The organism is Afipia sp. DC4300-2b1 (genome assembly GCF_049895725.1).
In the GTDB taxonomy this organism is placed as follows: domain Bacteria; phylum Pseudomonadota; class Alphaproteobacteria; order Rhizobiales; family Xanthobacteraceae; genus Afipia; species Afipia broomeae.
This window is the reverse complement of the sequence record NZ_JAFCSX010000001.1, coordinates 1170140-1190218: the sequence shown is the minus strand read 5'-3', so window position 1 is coordinate 1190218 and position 20079 is coordinate 1170140. Positions and strand designations below refer to the sequence as shown.

18 protein-coding genes are annotated in these 20079 nt (G+C 61.1%); 8 read left to right on the top strand and 10 right to left on the bottom strand.

From position 1 onward, the window contains the following. Nucleotides 1–34 precede the first annotated feature (34 nt). Nucleotides 35–724 (bottom strand): YggS family pyridoxal phosphate-dependent enzyme, encoded by a 690-nt coding sequence (locus ACP7AL_RS05890; protein WP_425989754.1) that lies wholly within the window; start codon nt 722–724, stop codon nt 35–37. A 106-nt stretch (nt 725–830) separates the two neighbouring features. Here ACP7AL_RS05890 and ACP7AL_RS05885 point away from each other — a divergent pair, with 106 nt between their 5' ends. From ACP7AL_RS05885 to holA, 4 genes are all read left to right on the top strand, one after another. Next, nucleotides 831–2522 (top strand): sensor domain-containing diguanylate cyclase, encoded by a 1692-nt coding sequence (locus ACP7AL_RS05885; RefSeq protein WP_425989752.1) that lies wholly within the window; start codon nt 831–833, stop codon nt 2520–2522. 102 nt (nt 2523–2624) lie between these two features. Beyond that, nucleotides 2625–5255 (top strand): leucine--tRNA ligase, encoded by a 2631-nt coding sequence (leuS, locus tag ACP7AL_RS05880; protein ID WP_425989750.1) that lies wholly within the window; start codon nt 2625–2627, stop codon nt 5253–5255. Then, nucleotides 5242–5796, top strand: coding sequence for an LPS assembly lipoprotein LptE (gene lptE, locus ACP7AL_RS05875; RefSeq protein ID WP_425989748.1), 555 nt, complete (start codon nt 5242–5244; stop codon nt 5794–5796). The genes leuS and lptE overlap by 14 nt, the downstream gene beginning before the upstream one ends. A 24-nt stretch (nt 5797–5820) precedes the next feature. Further along, nucleotides 5821–6849 (top strand): DNA polymerase III subunit delta, encoded by a 1029-nt coding sequence (gene holA, locus ACP7AL_RS05870; protein WP_425989746.1) that lies wholly within the window; start codon nt 5821–5823, stop codon nt 6847–6849. A gap of 148 nt (nt 6850–6997) precedes the next feature. On the opposite strand, the gene ACP7AL_RS05865 is transcribed toward holA, so the two are convergent. From ACP7AL_RS05865 to hemJ, 8 genes are all read right to left on the bottom strand, one after another. Then, nucleotides 6998–7885 carry a ParB/RepB/Spo0J family partition protein gene (locus ACP7AL_RS05865; RefSeq protein WP_425989744.1) on the bottom strand — a complete coding sequence of 296 codons (888 nt, stop codon included), beginning with the start codon at nt 7883–7885 and terminating at the stop codon, nt 6998–7000. Between the two features lie 92 nt (nt 7886–7977). Next, a complete protein-coding gene (locus ACP7AL_RS05860) occupies nt 7978–8835 on the bottom strand; it encodes a ParA family protein (RefSeq protein ID WP_006023298.1) in 858 nt (285 codons plus the stop codon). Nucleotides 8836–8871: 36 nt separating this feature from the next. After that, a complete protein-coding gene (gene rsmG, locus ACP7AL_RS05855; protein WP_425989742.1) occupies nt 8872–9528 on the bottom strand; it encodes a 16S rRNA (guanine(527)-N(7))-methyltransferase RsmG in 657 nt (218 codons plus the stop codon). An 8-nt stretch (nt 9529–9536) separates the two neighbouring features. Further along, nucleotides 9537–11405 (bottom strand): tRNA uridine-5-carboxymethylaminomethyl(34) synthesis enzyme MnmG, encoded by a 1869-nt coding sequence (gene mnmG, locus ACP7AL_RS05850; RefSeq protein WP_425989740.1) that lies wholly within the window; start codon nt 11403–11405, stop codon nt 9537–9539. 143 nt (nt 11406–11548) lie between these two features. Then, on the bottom strand, nt 11549–12883 hold the full coding sequence (gene mnmE / locus ACP7AL_RS05845) for a tRNA uridine-5-carboxymethylaminomethyl(34) synthesis GTPase MnmE (RefSeq protein ID WP_425989738.1): 1335 nt from the start codon (nt 12881–12883) through the stop codon (nt 11549–11551). 131 nt (nt 12884–13014) lie between these two features. Then, nucleotides 13015–13722 (bottom strand): GNAT family N-acetyltransferase, encoded by a 708-nt coding sequence (locus ACP7AL_RS05840; protein WP_425989736.1) that lies wholly within the window; start codon nt 13720–13722, stop codon nt 13015–13017. 167 nt (nt 13723–13889) lie between these two features. After that, nucleotides 13890–15155 carry a transcription termination factor Rho gene (gene rho, locus ACP7AL_RS05835; RefSeq protein ID WP_006023303.1) on the bottom strand — a complete coding sequence of 422 codons (1266 nt, stop codon included), beginning with the start codon at nt 15153–15155 and terminating at the stop codon, nt 13890–13892. Nucleotides 15156–15431: 276 nt separating this feature from the next. Beyond that, nucleotides 15432–15854, bottom strand: a complete 423-nt coding sequence (hemJ, locus tag ACP7AL_RS05830) for a protoporphyrinogen oxidase HemJ (RefSeq protein WP_425990031.1) — start codon at nt 15852–15854, stop codon at nt 15432–15434. 522 nt (nt 15855–16376) lie between these two features. Between hemJ and ACP7AL_RS05825 the strand changes: the two genes are divergently transcribed. From ACP7AL_RS05825 to dnaQ, 4 genes are read left to right on the top strand one after another with little or no spacing between them, the layout of a single operon-like run. Beyond that, a complete protein-coding gene (locus tag ACP7AL_RS05825; protein ID WP_425989734.1) occupies nt 16377–17219 on the top strand; it encodes a pyruvate, water dikinase regulatory protein in 843 nt (280 codons plus the stop codon). Beyond that, nucleotides 17216–17824, top strand: coding sequence for a Maf family protein (locus tag ACP7AL_RS05820; RefSeq protein ID WP_425989732.1), 609 nt, complete (start codon nt 17216–17218; stop codon nt 17822–17824). Before ACP7AL_RS05825 ends, ACP7AL_RS05820 begins: the two co-directional genes overlap by 4 nt. Before the next feature lie 14 nt (nt 17825–17838). After that, on the top strand, nt 17839–18438 hold the full coding sequence (coaE, locus tag ACP7AL_RS05815) for a dephospho-CoA kinase (RefSeq protein WP_425990029.1): 600 nt from the start codon (nt 17839–17841) through the stop codon (nt 18436–18438). Between the two features lie 30 nt (nt 18439–18468). After that, a complete protein-coding gene (gene dnaQ, locus ACP7AL_RS05810; RefSeq protein ID WP_006023308.1) occupies nt 18469–19164 on the top strand; it encodes a DNA polymerase III subunit epsilon in 696 nt (231 codons plus the stop codon). A 45-nt stretch (nt 19165–19209) separates the two neighbouring features. On the opposite strand, the gene secB is transcribed toward dnaQ, so the two are convergent. After that, nucleotides 19210–19695, bottom strand: a complete 486-nt coding sequence (gene secB / locus ACP7AL_RS05805; protein ID WP_024921047.1) for a protein-export chaperone SecB — start codon at nt 19693–19695, stop codon at nt 19210–19212. Between the last annotated feature and the right edge of the window lie 384 nt (nt 19696–20079).

Here is a 20079-nt window from a genome sequence, read left to right as displayed (position 1 = left end):
CCTCGCAATGACGATGGAGTTCTTCGTGAAGAAACTACCGCTTTCCGAAAATCGCGGAGCCGACACGCACATGGGTTGCGCCGAGCTGAATCGCGGTGGCGAAATCCGCGCTCATCCCCATCGATAATAATTTCAGTCCGTTGCGCGCTGCGATCTTGGCGGTCAGCGCGAAGTGCGCCGCAGGCGGATCCTCGACCGGAGGGATGCACATCAGTCCGGAAATTTGCAGACCGTAGACGTCGCGGCAGCTCGCAATGAATGCATCGGCATCCGCCGGGGCGATCCCCGCTTTCTGCGACTCCTCGCCGGTGTTGAGCTGAACGAACAGTTGCGGATGACGGCCTTGCTTAACGATTTCCTTCGACAGTGCCTCACAGAGACTGGCGCGGTCCACCGAATGAATGGCGTCAAACAGCGCGACGGCCTCCTTGGCCTTGTTCGATTGCAGCGGCCCGATCAGGTGAAGCGCAAGCCCGGAATGCTCGGCCATTAGCGGCGGCCACTTGGCTTTCGCTTCCTGCACGCGGTTCTCGCCGAACACACGCTGACCGGCGCGGATCACCGGCGCGATGGCGTCGCCATCGAATGTCTTCGACACCGCAACCAGCGTCACCGAGGAGCGATCACGGCACGCGTCCTTGCATGCGCGCGAAATCTCGCGCTCCACGCCGGCGAGACCGCTTGGTGAATCAGATGTTACCGGCGGCATATTATCCACAGCCATCGATGTAAACTTGCCTTCAAATTAAGGATCATTCGAATTTTAGCGAATTCAAAAAAGGGTCCTTGAACCCTTTTTTGTAGTGTTGGCGTGGGGCAAGGGAATACTGATGTCAATCGCCAGCTTCGGCCGCAACACGTCAAAACTCAAGGCGCTATTCGGGATTCGTGCCCGTCTTGTGCTTTTGGCGTTGATTCTGGTCGTGCCGTTGATGCTCGACCGCGTCCGCCTGCTGGAAGACTCGCGCTCCAGGCAGATGATGCAGGCCGCAAACGAACTCTCCGAGCTCGCAAAACATACCGCCGATGCGCAGCGCGAAATCATATCGACGGTGCAGGCCGTTGTGAAATCCTCCGCCTACATCTATGCCGCCGGTTCCCAGCAGGGCCGTGGTTGCGCGGTGATGCGCGCCAGCCTGCGGGTCGATCTGCCGTGGATCAGAAACCTTTCGATCATTGGCCCGGAAGGCAAGATCGACTGCTCGACAACGCAAAGCATCGTCGGCTTTGATCTCAGCGACCGCGATTATGTCCTCAAGGCGCGCGAGCTTCACGATTTCGTTCTCAGCGACTTCATCCCGAGCCGCATTACCAGCCTGCCGACGATGATTGCGGCGTATCCGGTTTCCGCGGTGGACGGCCGGCAGGAATCGGTGGTCATCGCTGCGATCGATCTGAAATGGATGTCGCAGCTGCTGGTGAATCGCGGCGGACGTTCGGGCGTATCGGTTGTCCTTGTCGACGGCGCGGGAACGATCCTGGCGTCTCCACCCGAAAGCATGAATCTGATCGGGCAGAAGCTCAAGGACACCTCGCTGCTGGAAGCAGTCACGCTGCGCGAAATCAATCTCGATCGCGAATATGGATCGATCTCCTTCGAATCGGCCGATGGTGAGAAGAAGGCCGTATCGTTCGCGCGGGTTACCGGCACCAAGGCCCGCATGATTGTCAGCGTCAATCAGTCCCTGATGCTGGGCGACATAAACCGTGACATCCAGACTGCATACATCGAGCTTGCAATCGTGGTTCTCGCGACACTGCTCGGTGCCTGGTTCGCCGGCGAGCGCCTCATCATCCGGCCGCTCCGCGCGATGACAGACACCGCCAATCGTTTTGGCCGCGGCGAATTTTCGGCGAGGGCATCGAATGCCTCGCTGCCAAGAGAGTTCATTCCGCTCGCCAGGGCGTTCGATACCATGGCGTCACAACTCTCCGAGCGTGAGCGCGAAATGGCCGCCGCCAACGACCGGCTCACCGTCATCGCATCGCTCGATCTGGTGTCCGGGCTGGCCAACCGCCGGGGCTTCCAGAGCCGGCTCGAATTCGAGTGGATGAAGGCACTGCAATCCGACACCAGGCTTTCGCTGCTGATGATCGACGTCGATCATTTCAAGCTTTTCAACGACACCTACGGCCATCCCGAAGGCGACGCCTGCCTCAGCCGCGTCGGCGAGGCGCTTTCGACAATCGCGGATGCCTATGCCGGCTTCGCAGCCCGTTATGGCGGCGAGGAATTCTGTTTGTTGCTGCCGAACAGCAGTGCCGCCCGCTCGCTGCAGGTGGCCGAAAAAGTTCGCACAACAATCGAAGAACTGACGATTCCGCACGTCACCAGCGATTTCAAGCACGTCACCGTCAGTGTGGGCATCGCGACGGTCACGCCGGGCAGCGCCCAGCCGCAAGACGATCTGATCGAGGCCGCGGACGCGGCGCTGTATGCGGCCAAACGCCGGGGCCGGAACACGGTGGTCGAACACGGCCTGATCCTGCCTGCCGATCGGCCGGTTTCCCTGGCGGGGTAAGGGCCGCGCAGACCATATTTGCGCCTAAAGCGTTGACCCCTCGCGGTCTTTTGTGGCTAGTCTGCCGCCTCCTGAATCCCCCTTTGGCAGACGATCCATCCGATGAGCACCGAACGCTATAACGCCCGCGAATCCGAGCCACGCTGGCAAAAGCTCTGGGACGAGCGGGCGATTTTCGCCACGCGCAACGACGATCCCCGGCCGAAATATTACGTGCTCGAGATGTTCCCCTATCCGTCGGGTCGCATCCACATGGGTCACGTCCGCAATTACACCATGGGCGACGTCGTCGCGCGCTACATGCGCGCCAAGGGCCACAATGTGCTGCATCCGATGGGCTGGGACGCCTTCGGCCTGCCGGCCGAAAATGCCGCGATCGAGCGCAAGGTGGCGCCGAAGGCATGGACCTACGAGAACATCGCCGCGATGAAGAAGCAGCTCCAGACCATGGGGCTGTCGCTCGACTGGTCGCGCGAATTCGCGACCTGCGATCCGGGCTACTACAAACATCAGCAGAAGATGTTTCTGGATTTCATGAAGGCGGGGCTCGCCGAGCGCGAAAAGCGCAAGATCAACTGGGACCCGGTCGACATGACCGTGCTCGCCAACGAGCAGGTGATCGACGGCCGCGGCTGGCGCTCCGGCGCCGTCGTCGAACAGCGCGAAATGAATCAGTGGGTCTTCAAGATTACGAAGTACTCGCAGGATCTGCTTGACGCGCTCGACACGCTCGATCGCTGGCCCGACAAGGTGCGGCTGATGCAGCGCAACTGGATCGGCCGCTCCGAAGGCCTGCTGATCCGTTTCGCGCTCGACCCGGCGACCGCGCCCGGCGGCGAGAACGAACTCAAGGTTTTCACGACGCGTCCCGATACGCTGTTCGGCGCCAAGTTCATGGCGATTGCGCCGGATCATCCGCTCGCGCAGGCGGCAGCGGCGAAAAACCCGAAGCTTGCCGAATTCATTGCCGAAACCAAACGTCAGGGCACCGCGCAGGAAATCATCGACACCGCCGAGAAACAGGGCTTCGACACCGGCATCAAGGCCGTGCATCCGTTCGATCCGGACTGGAAGCTGCCGGTCTATGTCGCCAACTTCGTGCTGATGGAATACGGCACCGGGGCGATCTTCGGCTGCCCCGCGCACGATCAGCGCGATCTCGATTTCGTCAACAAATACGGTCTCGGAAATACGCCGGTGGTCTGTCCGCCGGACGTCGATCCGAAATCGTTCGTCGTTACCGACACCGCCTATGACGGCGAAGGCCGCATGATCAACTCGCGTTTCCTCGATGGCATGACCATCGAGGAGGCGAAGGAAGACGTCGCCAGGCGCCTCGAGAGCGCAACGCGCGGCAATACGCCGGTCGCCGAGCGGCAGGTGAACTTCCGCCTGCGCGACTGGGGGATTTCGCGCCAGCGCTACTGGGGCTGTCCGATCCCGGTTATTCATTGTCCGACGTGCGATGTGGTGCCGGTGCCGGACAAGGATTTGCCGGTCGTGCTGCCGGAGGATGTGACCTTCGACAAGCCGGGCAATGCCCTCGATCATCATCCGACCTGGAAGCACGTCACCTGCCCGCAATGCGGCGGCAAGGCGACACGCGAAACCGACACGATGGACACGTTCGTCGATTCGTCGTGGTACTTCGCGCGCTTCACCGACCCGTGGAACGAGAACGCGCCGACGACACGCAATGTCGTCGATCGCATGATGCCGGTCGACCAGTATATCGGCGGCGTCGAGCATGCGATCCTGCATCTGCTGTACAGCCGCTTCTTCGTCCGCGCGATGAAGGCAACAGGGCACATCGGCATGGACGAGCCGTTCGCCGGCATGTTCACGCAAGGCATGGTGGTGCACGAAACCTACAAGAAGCAGGACGGCACCTTTGCCTCGCCGGCCGAGATCAGCATCGAGACCGTCGGCGACAAGCGCATCGCGAAACTGCTGACGACGAAAGAGCCGATCGAGATCGGCCCGATCGAAAAGATGTCGAAGTCGAAGCGCAACACCGTCGACCCCGACGACATCATCGGCACCTACGGCGCCGACACCGCCCGCTGGTTCATGCTGTCCGACTCGCCGCCCGACCGCGACGTGATCTGGAGCGAGGAAGGCGTGCAGGGCGCCGGGCGTTTCGTCCAGCGCATCTGGCGGCTGGTGAATACCGCCGCTCCGCTTCTGCCGAAGCCGGGAACGGCCATCCCGGAAAACAACGACGGCGCGATGGCGCTCCGGCGCATCGCGCACCGCACCCTTGCGGATGTCTCGACCGCGATCGAACGTCTGCGGTTCAACACCGCCATCGCAAAGCTCTATACCTTCGTCGGCGCGCTGGGCGACGTCGTCGACGGACCGGGGAAATCCCTGCAGATCGACCCCGCCGTCGCAGCGGCGGCGCGGGAGGCATTCGACATCCTGGTACGGCTGATCTCCCCGATGATGCCGCATCTGGCCGAGCAATGCTGGCAGGCTCTGGAGCATCAGGAACTGGTTTCGGAGGCAAATTGGCCTGAAACCGAAGCCAAATTGCTGGTCGATGACACAATTACGCTCCCGGTGCAGGTTAATGGCAAGAAACGCGCGGATGTCACGGTCGCCCGAAATGCTTCAAATGGGGAAATTGAGGCTGCCGTTTTGGTACTCGATGCAGTAAAATCGGCACTGGACGGGAAATCTCCCCGAAAAGTCATTATCGTTCCGCAGAGGATCGTGAATGTCGTGGTTTGATAAGCGCATCGCTGTCCGGCTCCTCGCCGTGGCTGCCCTTGCGGCCCTGACGGCCGGGTGCTTCCAGCCGATGTACGGCGAGCGGAGCGCGACCGGCGGATCGGCCCTGCGCGAGAAGCTGCAAGGCGTCGAGGTTCCCCCGCTCAACCTGCCGAACGGTTCACGCGAGGCGCGGCTTGGTGTCGAGATCCGCAACAATCTGATGTTCAACATGTACGGCAGTGCCGTCGGCGGACCGCCAACCCACCGTCTGGTGATGCGGCTCACCACATCCCGCCTGTCGATCATCGTCGATCCCACCACCGCCCGGCCCGACATCGAAAACTATGGCATCGATGCGACCTATGAGCTGAAGGACAACGCCACCGACAAGACGGTGTTGACCGGTACGACCTTCTCGCGCGTGTCCTATGACATTCCGGGACAGGCACAACGCTTCGCCCGCTCGCGCGGACTGCGTGACGCCGAAGACCGCGCTGCCAAGGTCATCGCCGACAATATCAGCCAGCGTCTCGCATCGTTCTTCATCGCCGGCACCTGATCGACACTCAGCCCTGAGATAATTGTGGTCGCGCTTCGCGGGAAGGAAATCGACGCGTTTCTGGCCCGGCCCGATCCATCGCGGCCGATCATCCTGCTCTATGGTCCCGACGCTGGCCTCGTGCGCGAGCGCGCCGACGCCTTGATGGCATCGGCCGTCGACGATCCGAACGATCCTTTTTCCCTGGTCAGGATGGACGGCGACGAACTCGCCGCCGAGCCGTCACGGCTGGTTGACGAAGCCATGACTGTGCCGCTGTTCGGCGGCCGCCGCGCGATCCGGATTCGCGCCGGCTCGCGCAGCTTCGCAAGCGGCATCGATACGCTGGCCGAGATGCAGCCGAAGGATTGCCGCATCGTCATCGAGGCCGGCGAACTGCGCCCGGATGCGCCGCTGCGGAAAGCCTGCGAGAAAGCCAAGACCGCCGTGGCCATCGCCTGCTACGCCGACACCGAGCGCGATCTTGCGAAGCTGATCGACGACGAACTGCGGCTGTCGAATCTGAAGATTGCGCCGGACGCGCGCGCAGCGCTGACGTCGCTGCTCGGCGGCGACCGGCAGGCGTCACGCAACGAGATTCGGAAAGTCGCGCTTTACGCCCATGGTCAGCGCGAGGTCACACTCGATGACGTGGTCGCCATCGTGACCGACGCATCTGGCCTGGCGCTCGATCCGATCGTCGACAATGCCTTTGCGGGACGTGCCGCCGATGTCGAAACGGCCTTCGCCAAGGCGATGGCCGCAGGCACCTATCCGGGCTTGATTATCATGTCGGCGCAGCGCCACGCAGCGCTGCTGCACAAGGCGCGTCTGTCGATCGAAGAGGGCCGCAGCGAACTTGAGGCGCTCGACAGCGGATTTCCGCGGCTGCACTTTTCGCGCAAGACTCTGGTCGAAACGGCGCTGCGCAACACCAGTTCCGAGCGTATGGCCCGGGTCATGGCGCAACTGGCCGACGCGGCGTTCGACATGCGCAAGCAGTCATCGCTGGCGGAAGCCATTGCACAGCGTGCGCTGCTTGCAATCGCCGTGAACGCGCGGCGGCGAGGGTAAGCGATTCAGGTTGTCATCACCGGGCTTGTCCCGGTGATCCCGATTACCAAGGCACCCTGCTCAATTCGTCGAGATGGTCGGGACAAAAGGGCGTTCACGCCCGTCTTCGACGGGCTATGCCCGGCCATGACATCTTTTGCTGAAGCAGTTACTTGCCTGCTTCCAGCCGCCGCAAAATCTCGTCGAGCTGATCGAGATCGGTGTACTTGATCTGCACCGTGCCGCCCGGATTGCGGTGATCGACGCTGACCTTCAGGCCGAGCACATCGCTGACGCGCTTTTCGAGCGCGATGGTGTCGGGATCTTTTACCTTGGCAGAACCGCCACCGCGCGCCTTCTGGGCGCCGCGCTCCGGCACGCCTTCTTCATGCGCCAGCGCTTCGGTCTGACGCACGTTCAGACCTTCCTCTACAATCCGCTTTGCCGCGGCTGCGGCATCCGGCACGCCGATCAGCGCGCGCGCATGACCAGCCGACAGTTTGCCTTCGGCGATGTAGGCCTGAACCTGATCGGGCAGCCTGGTCAGGCGCATCATGTTCGCGACATGGCTGCGGCTCTTGCCGACGATCTTGGCGATGTCTTCCTGGCTGCGTTTGAACTCCGCGGCGAGCGCGTGATAGCCCTGCGCTTCTTCCATCGCGTTCAGGTCGGAGCGCTGCACATTCTCGATGATCGCGATTTCGAGCGCGTCGCTGTCGTTCACTTCGACAGTGACGATCGGCACATCGTGCAGACCGGCGCGCTGCGACGCGCGCCAGCGCCGCTCGCCGGCGATGATCTCGAAACGATCCTGCGCGCCCTTCACCGGCCGCACCACGATCGGTTGAATTACGCCATGCTGCTTGATCGACGCCGACAGTTCATTGAGTTCGTCGTCGGAAAAAGTCCGGCGCGGATTGCGCGGGTTGGCTTTCAGAAATTCGATCGGAACGCGCCGCGGCGTGCGGGCGGGACGGTCGACATGCGCCGCCTCGCCGCCAACATCTCCGATCAGACTTGCAAGACCGCGACCCAGTCGCGAACGCTCCTCGGCCATTGCCGCTTCCCTCGCACTCAACTCACGTACTCCTGCTTCACAAACTTTTCGGTGCGGCGATCTTCATCGCCGCCAGCATTCACGTCGCAGGATCAGTGCGTGCGCAACTCGCGCTCGCGCTGAATGACTTCAGTCGCGAGTTTCAGATACGCTTCGCTGCCGACGCACTTGAGATCGTAGACCAGAACCGGCTTGCCGTAGGACGGCGCTTCGGAAATGCGCACGTTGCGCGGGATCATGGTGTCGTAAACTTTCTTGCCCATGAACTGGCGCACATCGGCGACGACCTGGTTCGACAGGTTGTTGCGCGAGTCGAACATCGTCAGCACGATGCCGTGAATCGACAGCGTCGGGTTGAGTGTCGAGCGCACCTGCTCCACCGTCTGCAGCAACTGCGACAGACCTTCGAGCGCGAAGAACTCACACTGCAGCGGAACGAGAATGGCATGCGACGCCGCCATGGCGTTGACGGTGATGAGGTTGAGCGACGGCGGGCAATCGACCAGCACGTAGGTGTAGTCGGTGTCCGGCGCGACATTGACGTTGAGATCGGCGATGGCGTCGCGCAAACGAAACGCGCGGTCGCGCGTGGTGCCGAGTTCGAGTTCAAGACCCGAGAGATCCATGGTCGAAGCTGCGATGTGCAGGCGAGGCACCGCGGTCGGGATGATCGCCTCGCGCAGCTTGGCCTCGCCGACCAGCACGTCGTAGGTCGAGCAGCTGCGGTTGCGGCGATCGATGCCGAGACCGGTCGACGCGTTGCCCTGCGGATCGAGATCGACGATCAGCACCCGCTCGCCGATGGCAGCCAGCGCAGTCCCGAGATTGATCGCGGTCGTGGTCTTGCCGACGCCGCCCTTCTGATTGGCCAGCGCCAGGATCCGGGGATGGCCCCGTTCACCCGTCGCCGCGCCGTTTTCGTCCTCAAAAATTCCGCCGATGCCAACCATGTGCCTGGCCGCCTTGTACCTGTTACTGCCGGACGATTATCGCCGCTCGATGGTGTTGAGCTCGACGATCCAGCCGTGTCCGCCTGTGCGGCTGGGATGCAAAATGGGCTCGATATTCCAGTATTTAGTAGCTTCCGTCAATTCAGACTCTACATCTTGTCCCTTTAGAAAGAGTGCCTTCGCGCCTCGTTGCACCAAGGGTTCTGCATAGCCCAGCAACATATGTAGTGGAGCGACCGCGCGCGCTGTGACGCAATCTATCGGCGCCTTTGAGCTATCCACATAATCCCCGATGTCGGCGAGGATAACCGAGCCGGCCGCACCGGTGACCCGCAGCGCTTCGCGCAGGAACGCCGCCTTCTTGGCGATTCGTTCGACAAGCTGGACGGACGCACCTTCATGCTCCGCCATCGCGCAGGCCAGAACCACCCCGGGAAAACCACCGCCGCTGCCGAAGTCGAGCCAATGTCTTGCCGACGGCGCGAGATCCAGAAGCTGGAGAGAGTCGGCAATGTGCCTGGTCCAAAGCTGCGGAAGCGTGGAAGGCGCGACGAGATTGGTCTTGGCCTGCCACGCCACCAGCAAATCGACATAGCGATCGAGCCGCGCCTCTGTTTCACGTGAAACAGGCGTGAGCGCCAATGCCGCCGCCTTGTCCGAAGCCGGGATGGAAATGGGGGCCGCTTTGGCCATGGGATGCCTCAGGCCGACGCGACGGCAGACCGGCGTGCCTCACGGCGGAGATATGCCGCGAGAATTGCCAGCGCTGCCGGAGTCATGGCCTCGATCCGGCCCGCCTGCCCGATGGTCCGGGGCCGAACCTTTTCCAACTTCTGCCGGGCCTCATTTGAAAGGCCCGGAACGGCGCCGTAATCGACATCGGTCAGCACCAGACCTTCGTCGCGGCGGAAGGCCTGCACGTCGGCGGCCTGGCGCGCCAGATAGACGTCGTACTTGGCATCGATCTCCAGATGGACGGCGATCTTCGGGTCGATCCCGTTAAGCTGCGGCCAGATCGATACGACGCTGGCCCACTCGACCTCCGGATAGGCCAGCAGCTCGAATGCTGTCCGGCGCTGGCCATCGTGGTTCAGCATCAGACCGTGCTTTGCGGCCTCGTTCGGTGTTACGGAGAGGGATTTCGCCAGTGATTTCGCGGTGTTAAGTTCGGCGATCTTGGCAGCGTGACGCCCTGCCCGTTCGCTGCCGACGCATCCCAGGGCAATGCCGCGGTCGGTCAGACGCTGATCGGCATTGTCGGCCCGCAGGGTCAGACGGTACTCGGCCCGGGAGGTGAACATCCGGTACGGTTCGGTGATCCCGCGCGAGGTCAGGTCGTCGATCATCACGCCGAGATAACCGTCGGCGCGGTCGAACACGACCGGTTCAGCGCCACTGGCCAGCAAGGCGGCATTCAATCCGGCCACGAGACCCTGTGCACCGGCTTCTTCATAGCCGGTGGTGCCGTTGATCTGTCCGGCCAGGAAAAGGCCCGGGACGCGCTTAGTCTGGAGGGTCGGATCGAGTTCGCGCGGATCGACATGGTCGTATTCGATGGCATAGCCCGGCCGGACCATTTTCACCTGCTCGAGGCCCGGAATGGTTGCCAGACTTGCCTGCTGGACCTCTTCCGGCAGCGAGGTCGAGATGCCGTTGGGATAAACCGTGGTGTCGTCGAGCCCTTCCGGCTCCAGGAAGATCTGATGGCCGTCGCGGTCGCCAAACCGAACGATCTTGTCCTCAATTGACGGGCAATAGCGCGGGCCGGAACTTTTGATCTGGCCGGAATACATCGGCGAGCGATGGACATTGGCCCGGATGATCTCATGGGTCGCGTTGGTGGTCCGGGTGATCCCGCATTCGATCTGCGGGGTCATGATCCGGTCGGTCAGCACCGAAAACGGCTCGATCGGATCGTCTCCGGGCTGCATTTCCACCGCCGACCAGTTGATCGTCGATCCGTCGAGCCGCGGCGGCGTCCCGGTCTTGAGACGGCCCAGGATAAATCCGGCTCGCTCAAAGGATCTGGATAGACCCATCGCCGGCGCTTCCCCAACCCGGCCTGCGGGCCAGTTCTTCTCACCGAGATGAATCAGCCCCCGCAGGAAGGTCCCGGTGGTCACGACCACAGCGCCAACGGCAAATTCCCGCCCATCGCCAAGACGAATCCCGCAGATTCGGCCCCCGGACAGCAAAAGCTCGTCGGCTTCGCCCTCAATCACGGTCAGGTTTGGCGTGCCCCGGATTTCCGCCTGCATCGCCGCCGCATAAAGTTTACGGTCGATCTGGGCACGGGGACCACGCACAGCCGGTCCCTTCCGGCGATTCAGAACCCGGAACTGGATGCCGCCCCGATCGGCCATCCGGCCCATCAGGCCATCCAAGGCGTCGATTTCCCGGACCAGATGGCCTTTTCCAAGACCTCCGATGGCAGGATTGCAGGACATCGCACCGATGGTTGCAAACTGATGGGTCACAAGCCCCGTTTTGGCCCCCGCGCGCGCGGACGCCGCCGCGGCTTCACAGCCGGCGTGGCCTCCTCCGATCACAATGACGTCGAATGTCTGCATGGGCAGACTTCTATCGCGTTGGTGCGAAAGCTGAAAGACGGAAATCAATCTGGCGTGTTTCACGTGAACAATGAAAGGTTCCGCCGCCTGTTTCACGTGAAACAGGTCCAGTGGCCGACATGGAACCTCAGTCGGCCAATGGCCTACTTGCCAATACAGAACTCGCGGAAGATCACATCGAGGATGTCCTCGACATCCACCCGTCCGGTCAAACGGCCCAATGAATGAATCGCGATTCGTAGCTCCTCCGCGAGAAGCTCGTCGCCCCTTCCGGCCGAGCGCCCTGCCCGGTCCAGTGCCGCCACGGTCTCGCGCAGCAATGTCCGGTGCCGGGCGCGGCTGACCAGCGCCATTTCGCCCGCCCCGAAGTAATCCTGGGCATAGGCCACAAGCGCCGCGATCAACTCCGGGACGCCGCTGCCCTGCGCGGCGGAAATATTGAACTGCGCCCCAGCCCCGCCCTCGCCTTTCGCCGTGACCAGATCGACCTTGTTGCGGACGAGCCAGACCGGCGCATGGTCGCCTTCGTTCTGCGGCGACGGCGCGGCCTTGTCGTTGGCATCGACAAGCCACAGAACCAGGTCGGATGTGCGGGCGCGATCGCGCGCGCGGCGCACGCCCTCCTGCTCGACCGGATCATGGGTGTCGCGCACACCTGCGGTGTCGATCAGCGTCACCGGATAGCCGTCGAGATCGAGATGGACTTCGATCACATCGCGCGTGGTGCCGGCATGCGGCGAAACAATCGCAGCTTCACGCCGCGCAAGACGATTGAGCAGCGTCGACTTGCCGGCGTTGGGCGGACCGGCGATCGCAACCGTGAGACCTTCGCGCAGGCGTTCACTTTGTGCCGATGAACAAAGGGTTTCTTCGATTTCAGATTTGAGCGCTGCGATCCTGTGCAGCGCCGGCGCGACAAGCTCTGCCGACACATCGCCCTCGTCCGAGAAATCGATCCCCGCTTCGATCAGCGCCGACGCTTCAATGATCTGCTGCCGCCAGGTCTCGGCACGCACGCCAAGCAAACCCTTCAGATGCCGCAACGCCTGACGGCGCTGACGATCGGTGTCGGCGTGGATCAGATCGTCGAGACCTTCGGCTTCGGTCAGATCGAGCTTGCCGTTCTCGAACGCACGGCGCGTGAACTCGCCCGGCTCCGCGGGACGCAAGCCGTCGATAGATCCAAGCGCATCGAACATCGCCGCAATGACGGCGCGTCCACCATGGACATGAAATTCTGCGACGTCTTCCCCGGTCGCGCTGCCCGGACCTGGAAACCAGAGCACCACCGATTCGTCGATGGCGCTGCCGTCGAGGTCTCGCAAAGTCGCAAGATGCGCCACGCGAGGCGTCGGCAGTTTCCGGCACAGCCGCTCGACCGCCGCCCTCGCCTGCGGGCCAGACACGCGGATGATGGCTATCGCCGAGGGGGCACGGCCGGACGACAGGGCGAAGATGGTCTGGTCAGCGGAATGCATGCCTATTTGTCGGACACCCGTCCGGCAGGCAACGAAAAATCCCCGAAGGCCGTGACTCTAAGATTGCTGCGGCGCAATATGCTGCAGCGTCTACCGCAATAATTTTCCATATTGCGATGCACAATCAAAGTTCACCCGCGCGCTGCGATCATTATCTCCGAGAGCGACACGCGCTGCCTCCCGTCCCGGTCGAAATTCTCCGGCACCAGCCACCTCTCGTAAGCGCCTTTCAGTGCCGGCCACTCGCTGTCGAGAATCGAAAACCAAGCCGTGTCCCGGTTGCGGCCTTTGACCACCAGATGATTGCGGAAAATTCCCTCAAAGCGAAATCCGAGCCGCAACGCAGCGCGGCGCGACGGCGCGTTGAGCGAATTGCACTTCCATTCGTAACGCCGGTAGCCGAGCTCATCGAACACATAGCGCATCAAAAGATACATCGCCTCGGTGGTGGCGGGCGTTCGTTTGAGTGTGTCGGCATAATGGATACTGCCGATCTCGACGACGCCATTGGCGGGATCTGGCCGCATGAACGCGCAGACGCCACCGGCGCGTCCCGACGCGCGGTCGATGATGGCGCTGTAAATGTAATCCTTGCTGTTCGCAGCTTCGGTCAGCCAGGTCAGAATGCCGGCGTCATCCGCAAAGGGACCGATGAACAGATACACCCACGATGCTTCATCGGTGTCTCTGAATGCCGCGAGCAGGTCGTCACCGTGACGCGCAACATCGAGCGGTTCGATACGGCAGGTGCGGCCATCGATCGTGACCGGTTGCGGCGACGCACGGCGCGTCCAGTCGGGCAGGGCAGCGCCGAGCGGAAGACTGGGATTTAACGACAAGACACAACCTCCCTTGCTGCCGCAGCTTGTGCCGATGCGAGCAGCGCAATCATCCTGACGTGGTAGGCCGAAAATGCAAATGCCCGGCACATCGATACGAAGACGTGCTTCGCACTGACGGGCAGGGCATCGCAAACAAGCTGACCGCTGCTGGCGGTCAGAAGCTTCTAGGTGTTCATCGAGTCGAAAAACTCTGAGTTGTTCTTGGTGTTGCGGAGCTTGTCGAGCAGGAAGTCGATCGCGTCCATGGTGCCCATCGGATTAAGGATGCGGCGCAGGACGTACATCTTCTTGAGCAACTGCGGATCGGTGATGAGCTCTTCCTTGCGCGTACCGGAGCGCGAGATGTCGATCGCCGGGAAGGTGCGCTTGTCCGAAACCTTGCGGTCGAGAATGAGTTCGGAGTTGCCGGTGCCCTTGAACTCTTCGAAAATCACTTCGTCCATGCGGCTGCCGGTATCGACCAGTGCCGTCGCGATGATGGTGAGCGATCCGCCTTCCTCGATGTTGCGCGCAGCACCGAAGAAACGCTTCGGGCGCTGCAACGCATTGGCATCGACGCCGCCGGTCAGCACCTTGCCGGAGCTTGGTACGACGGTGTTATACGCACGTCCTAGACGCGTGATCGAGTCGAGCAGAATGACCACGTCGCGGCCGTGTTCGACCAGACGCTTGGCCTTCTCGATCACCATCTCGGCGACCTGAACGTGACGCACCGCCGGCTCGTCGAAGGTCGAGGACACAACTTCACCCTTCACCGAACGCTGCATGTCGGTGACTTCTTCCGGACGTTCGTCGATCAGAAGAACGATCAGATAGCATTCCGGATGATTGGCGGTGATCGAATGTGCGATGTTCTGCATCAGCACCGTCTTGCCGGTGCGGGGAGGCGCGACGATCAGCGCGCGCTGGCCCTTGCCGATCGGAGCGACGATGTCGATGACGCGGGCCGAAAGATCCTTGCGTGTCGGATCATCGAGTTCGAGACGGAAACGCTCGTCCGGAAACAGCGGCGTCAGGTTATCGAAGTTGACCTTGTGCTTAGACTTCTCGGGGTCCTCGAAGTTCAGCGTGTTGACCTTGAGCAGCGCGAAGTAGCGTTCGCCTTCCTTCGGGCTGCGGATATGGCCTTCAATGGTGTCGCCGGTGCGCAATCCGAAACGGCGGATCTGCGATGGCGAGACATAAATGTCATCGGGGCCGGGCAGGTAATTGGCGTCCCATGAGCGCAAGAATCCAAAACCGTCGGAGAGAACTTCGACGACGCCTTCACCGATGATGTCGGTTTCCTGGATCGCAAGCTGCTTGAGAATGGCGAACATCAGCTCCTGCTTGCGCATGGTGCTGGCATTTTCGACCCCAAGCTCTTCGGCGAACGAGACAAGCTCCGCCGGAGTTTTGGTTTTGAGGTCCTGTAGTTTGATTTCCCGCATTGGGGTTGTCCTGTGGAGCATGTGGAGAAAAAGAGAGGGGAGGGGAGCGAAAGGTTCAGCCTGCTGACGACATACGGACTACAAACGCGATCAGAAGTCCGCAGGTCTTGAGCGAGGAAGGTGCCGGGAGGCTTCGAACCTGATGTGGCGGCCGGTCCAACAATGAGACCGGGACTCAACCACATCCGCCTGCGTTCGGTGGGATGACAAGAATATAGAAAATCGTCCGGGTCTTCGCAAGCAGGTCGTTGCCGCTTCACTTGGCAACGCGTTGTCCTAAAACGGTTTGACGATCACCAGAATGACAATTCCCATCATGAGGACAGTCGGTACTTCATTGATAATACGGTAGAATTTCTGACTTCGGGTATTCCGATCATTGGCGAAATCCCGCACCCGGGCTGCGAAAAATCCATGAACGCCCGACAGAATCAGCACCAGCAGGAATTTGGCGTGAAACCAGCCTGAAACATACCAGCCACCCTGCCAGACCAGCCATAAACCTGCCAGCCAGGTCACGATCATCGCCGGATCCATGATCGCCCGCAGCAATCGCCGCTCCATCATCTTGAATGTCTCGGACTGCTTCGACCCAATTTCAGCTTCACAGTGATAAACAAACAGACGCGGCAGATAGAGCATGCCTGCCATCCAGGAAATCACGGCAATCACATGCAGCGCCTTGATCCATTCGTACATCGCTTCTTCTTCTCTGCTGAGCTTATTGTTGCCACGAAACCGGTCTTTCCAGTTTCGATGGGCAGGAACCAATTTCTGCCCGGTGTGTTGAGCAGCATTGGTAGATGACGCGAGAAGGGGTCTGTCCGCAAGCACCACTTCCTTAAAGAATCCTTTTAGATTCTTAAGTCTGATTAAGTGTAGCCGTGATTAGCGCTCGCGCATTTCTCTCCAGTGTTTATCCAGTGTTCGTCCACAAGCCGCCGGTTTGTACACGCTACTGGTCTCTCTGAGGGCCGTGGAAAATACGCCGATGGTTTCAAGCATTTGCCTGCTGTTGGCCCGCCATTATCCCAAGACAAATCCACACAACCCCGCTACCATCGAAGTAAAGGTTAGATTTCATCCCGAAATCAGCGCTGTGAATGAATAGGCGAGTTATCCCGGCTGGTGCCGACGGGTGCCTGAGCGAGGCCAATATGCCCACAGGGATTCACAGCGATTCACAGCCGCCGGATTGAGCGGAAACGGGTTCGACACGCCATGGCGCCTACCACCGGCAGTTATTTTCACCTCCACATGATTTCAGATTCGACCGGTGAAACGCTGATCACCGTCGCGCGTGCAGTGGCTGCCCAGTACTCCAACGTCTCGCCGGTGGAGCATGTCTATCCCCTGGTCCGCAGTCAGAAGCAGCTCGATCGCGTCCTTGCGGAAATCGAGGAAGCGCCGGGAATCGTACTGTTCACGTTGCTGGAAAAGGATCTGGTCGAGCGGCTTGAAGCCAAATGCCAGGAAATCAATATTCCGAGCCTGTCGATCATCGGTCCGGTGATGCAGTTGTTTCAGGCTTATCTCGGCACCGAAACCTCGCGCCGCGTCGGCGCACAGCACACCCTCAACGCCGAGTATTTCAAGCGGATCGACGCGCTGAACTACACGATGATGCATGACGACGGGCAGCACGTCGAAGGGCTAGAGGAGGCCGATGTGGTTCTTGTCGGCGTCTCACGCACATCGAAGACTCCGACCTCGATCTATCTTGCCAACCGCGGCGTTCGCACCGCCAACGTTCCGCTGGTGCCGGGAATTCCAATCCCGCATCAGCTTGAAACGCTGAAGAATCCGCTTGTGGTCAGCCTTCATGCGACGCCGGAGCGACTGATACAGGTTCGGCAAAATCGCCTGCTCGGCATCGGCAAGACTGGCGACGATACCTATATCGATCGTCAGGCCGTGACCGAGGAAGTTGCGTTTGCCCGGAAACTCAGCGCGAAGTTCGACTGGGCGCTTCTCGATGTGACACGGCGATCCATCGAGGAAACCGCCGCGGCCATCATGAAGCTCCTTGCCGATCGCCAGCGCCAGAAGGCATCGCAAACGTGACTGTCTGGCGTGAACGGCAACCGTTGATTCTGGCGTCGCAGAGTGCTGTGCGAAAGAGCCTGCTTGCGAATGCAGGTATCGCCGTTGAGACCATCCCGGCTGACATTGACGAACGTGCCATCCAGGACGAATCAGGTCTGAAAAATCCGGGTGAGATCGCGGCGCTGCTTGCCGGCGAGAAGGCAAAGTTTATTTCTCTCAGGCATCCGGGCCGGTATGTGGTCGGGGCGGATCAGACGCTGGCGCTGGGCGAACGGCTTTTCAGCAAGCCCTCAAATCGCGCCGCGGCTTCGGCGCAGATCGCAACGCTGTCCGGGCAGACCCACGAATTGCACAGCGCGGTCAGCGTGACAAAGGACGGTGCGCCGCTGTTTTCCCATGTCAGCGTGGCGCGCATGACGATGCGGGCCCTGACTGAGCGCGAGATCGCCGCTTATATCGATGAGGCCGGCGATGCGGTCACCGCAAGTGTCGGCGCCTATCAGCTGGAACGCACTGGCGTGCACCTGTTCGAGCGCATTGAGGGTGATCATTTTACAATTCTGGGATTGCCGCTGCTGCCGCTGCTTGGTTTTCTGCGCAGCCGCAATCTGCTGGCTGTTTGATGAAAGAAGTGACGATGCTGCTGCTGGGTTTGACCGGTTCGATCGGGATGGGGAAATCGACCACCGCGAAGCTGTTCGAGGAGGCCGGGGTGCCGGTCTATGACGCCGACGCCACGGTCCATAAGGTCTATGAGGGTGAGGCTGCGCCAGCGGTGGAAGCGGCGTTTCCGGGCAGCACGGTGAACGGCAAGGTCGACCGGCAAAAACTGTCGGCCATGGTTGTGAACAACGCCGATGCCATGAAAAAGCTTGAGACCATTGTGCATCCGATGCTGCGCAGTCATCAGCTCAGGTTCCTCAGCGATGCGGAAAAGTCCGGTGCGCCGGTGGCGGTGCTCGATGTGCCGTTATTGTATGAGACCGGCGGTGAGAGCCGCGTCGATGCGGTGGTGGTTGTCACCACCGCGCCGGAGATCCAGCGCGAACGTATCCTGGCGCGGGACAACATGACCCCCGAGAAGCTCGATGCCATTCTGTCGCGCCAGCTTCCCGATGCCGAAAAGCGCAAACGGGCGGATTTTGTGGTGGACACATCCCACGGCCTGGACCCGGTGCGGCAGCAGATCGGTGAAATTCTCCGCGATGTCGTTAAAATGCCGAGACGGCGAAGCTGATTCGCTAAACCAACCGGCATTCTCACATTCATGCGCGAAATCGTTCTCGATACCGAAACCACAGGCCTCGATCCGCTGCGCGGTGATCGGCTGGTCGAGATCGGCTGTGTCGAGATGATCAACCGCATGCCGACGGGGCAGACGTTCCACGTCTACCTCAATCCCGAGCGCGACATGCCGCAGGAAGCCTTCGCGGTGCACGGGCTGTCGAGCGAGTTTCTCGCCGACAAGCCGTTGTTCGCGGCGGTGGCTGATGATTTCCTGACCTTCATCGGGGACGCGCCGCTGGTCATTCACAATGCGTCGTTCGATATTGGTTTTATCAACGCGGAACTGACCAAGGTTTCGCGGGCGGCGATCCCGCGCGACCGTCTGGTCGACACCCTGACGCTGGCGCGCCGCAAACATCCCGGTGTGTCGAACCGGCTCGACGATCTGTGTTCGCGCTACGCCATCGACAATTCCCGCCGCACCAAGCACGGCGCGCTGCTCGACGCGGAACTGCTTGCAGAAGTCTATATCGATCTGATCGGCGCGCGGCAGTCGCAGCTTATTCTGTCGGAAACGCGCCAGTCGTTCAGCACGGGACAGACGGATGCACCGCGCCGGCAGCGCGAAGTTCCGCTTGCGCCGCGCATCACCGAAGCGGATGTCGCCGCGCACACAGCCTTCGTCGCGACCCTGGGCGGCACGCCGGTCTGGAACGAATTTTCCAAGGAAACCTGAAGCGGCGCGAAGGTGCGCCGCTGAGCCTTAAGCCCGGTTCAAGCCTTAGCTCGGCTTGACCTGCTGCTGCTGTTCGGCCTGACGCGCCATGTTCTGGCGGTAGAGGCCGACGAAATCCACCGGGTCGAGCATCAGCGGCGGGAAGCCACCCGAGCGCACCGACGTCGCGATGATTTCGCGGGCGAACGGGAACAGCAGCCGCGGGCACTCGATCATGATGAACGGGTGCATGCTATCCTGCGGGACGTTCTGAATGCGGAACACGCCGGCATAGATCAGTTCAAAGGCGAACAGCACAAGATTGTCGGTCTCGGCCTTGCCCTCGATGGAGAGCGAGACTTCAAAGTCATGCTCGGCAACCGCGTTCGCGGTGACATTGATCTGAATGTTGATGGTGGGCTGCTTCTCCTGGGCCGCCAGCGAAGCCGGAGAGTTCGGATTCTCGAACGAGAAGTCCTTGATGTACTGCGCCAGGACGTTGAACTGGGGCGGGGCCGCGTTCTCGAGAGGTGCACCGTTGCCATTGGTCATGAGTAGATCTCTCCGAGAAGGTGGAAGCGGAATCGCCCAGGGAACGATCCGGTCCGGGAACTGCCTGCGAAAAAGGCTCTGGCGGGGGAAACGTCCGCTTCGGGAATGGGACAGGCCTTTGTTGGGGCGAGTGGCTATCATAGCCTTGCCTCATTCGACAAGGACGATAGGCCTCATTCTGTTGCGTTTCGGCTGGCTCTGACCGCTGGATCGGGTAGAATTAAGCGAAACAGGCGCCGTGAATGCCCCAAACCCTGTCTTTTGGGCGCTTCAAAGCGCGGCATATGGCGGTGTTGGCTGGATTGGGTTTCATGCCTACATGTGACAGGTAAATTCGTTGGTGCCCCATCCGGGTTGTTTTTCGGGTGGCGTGAAGCACCGATC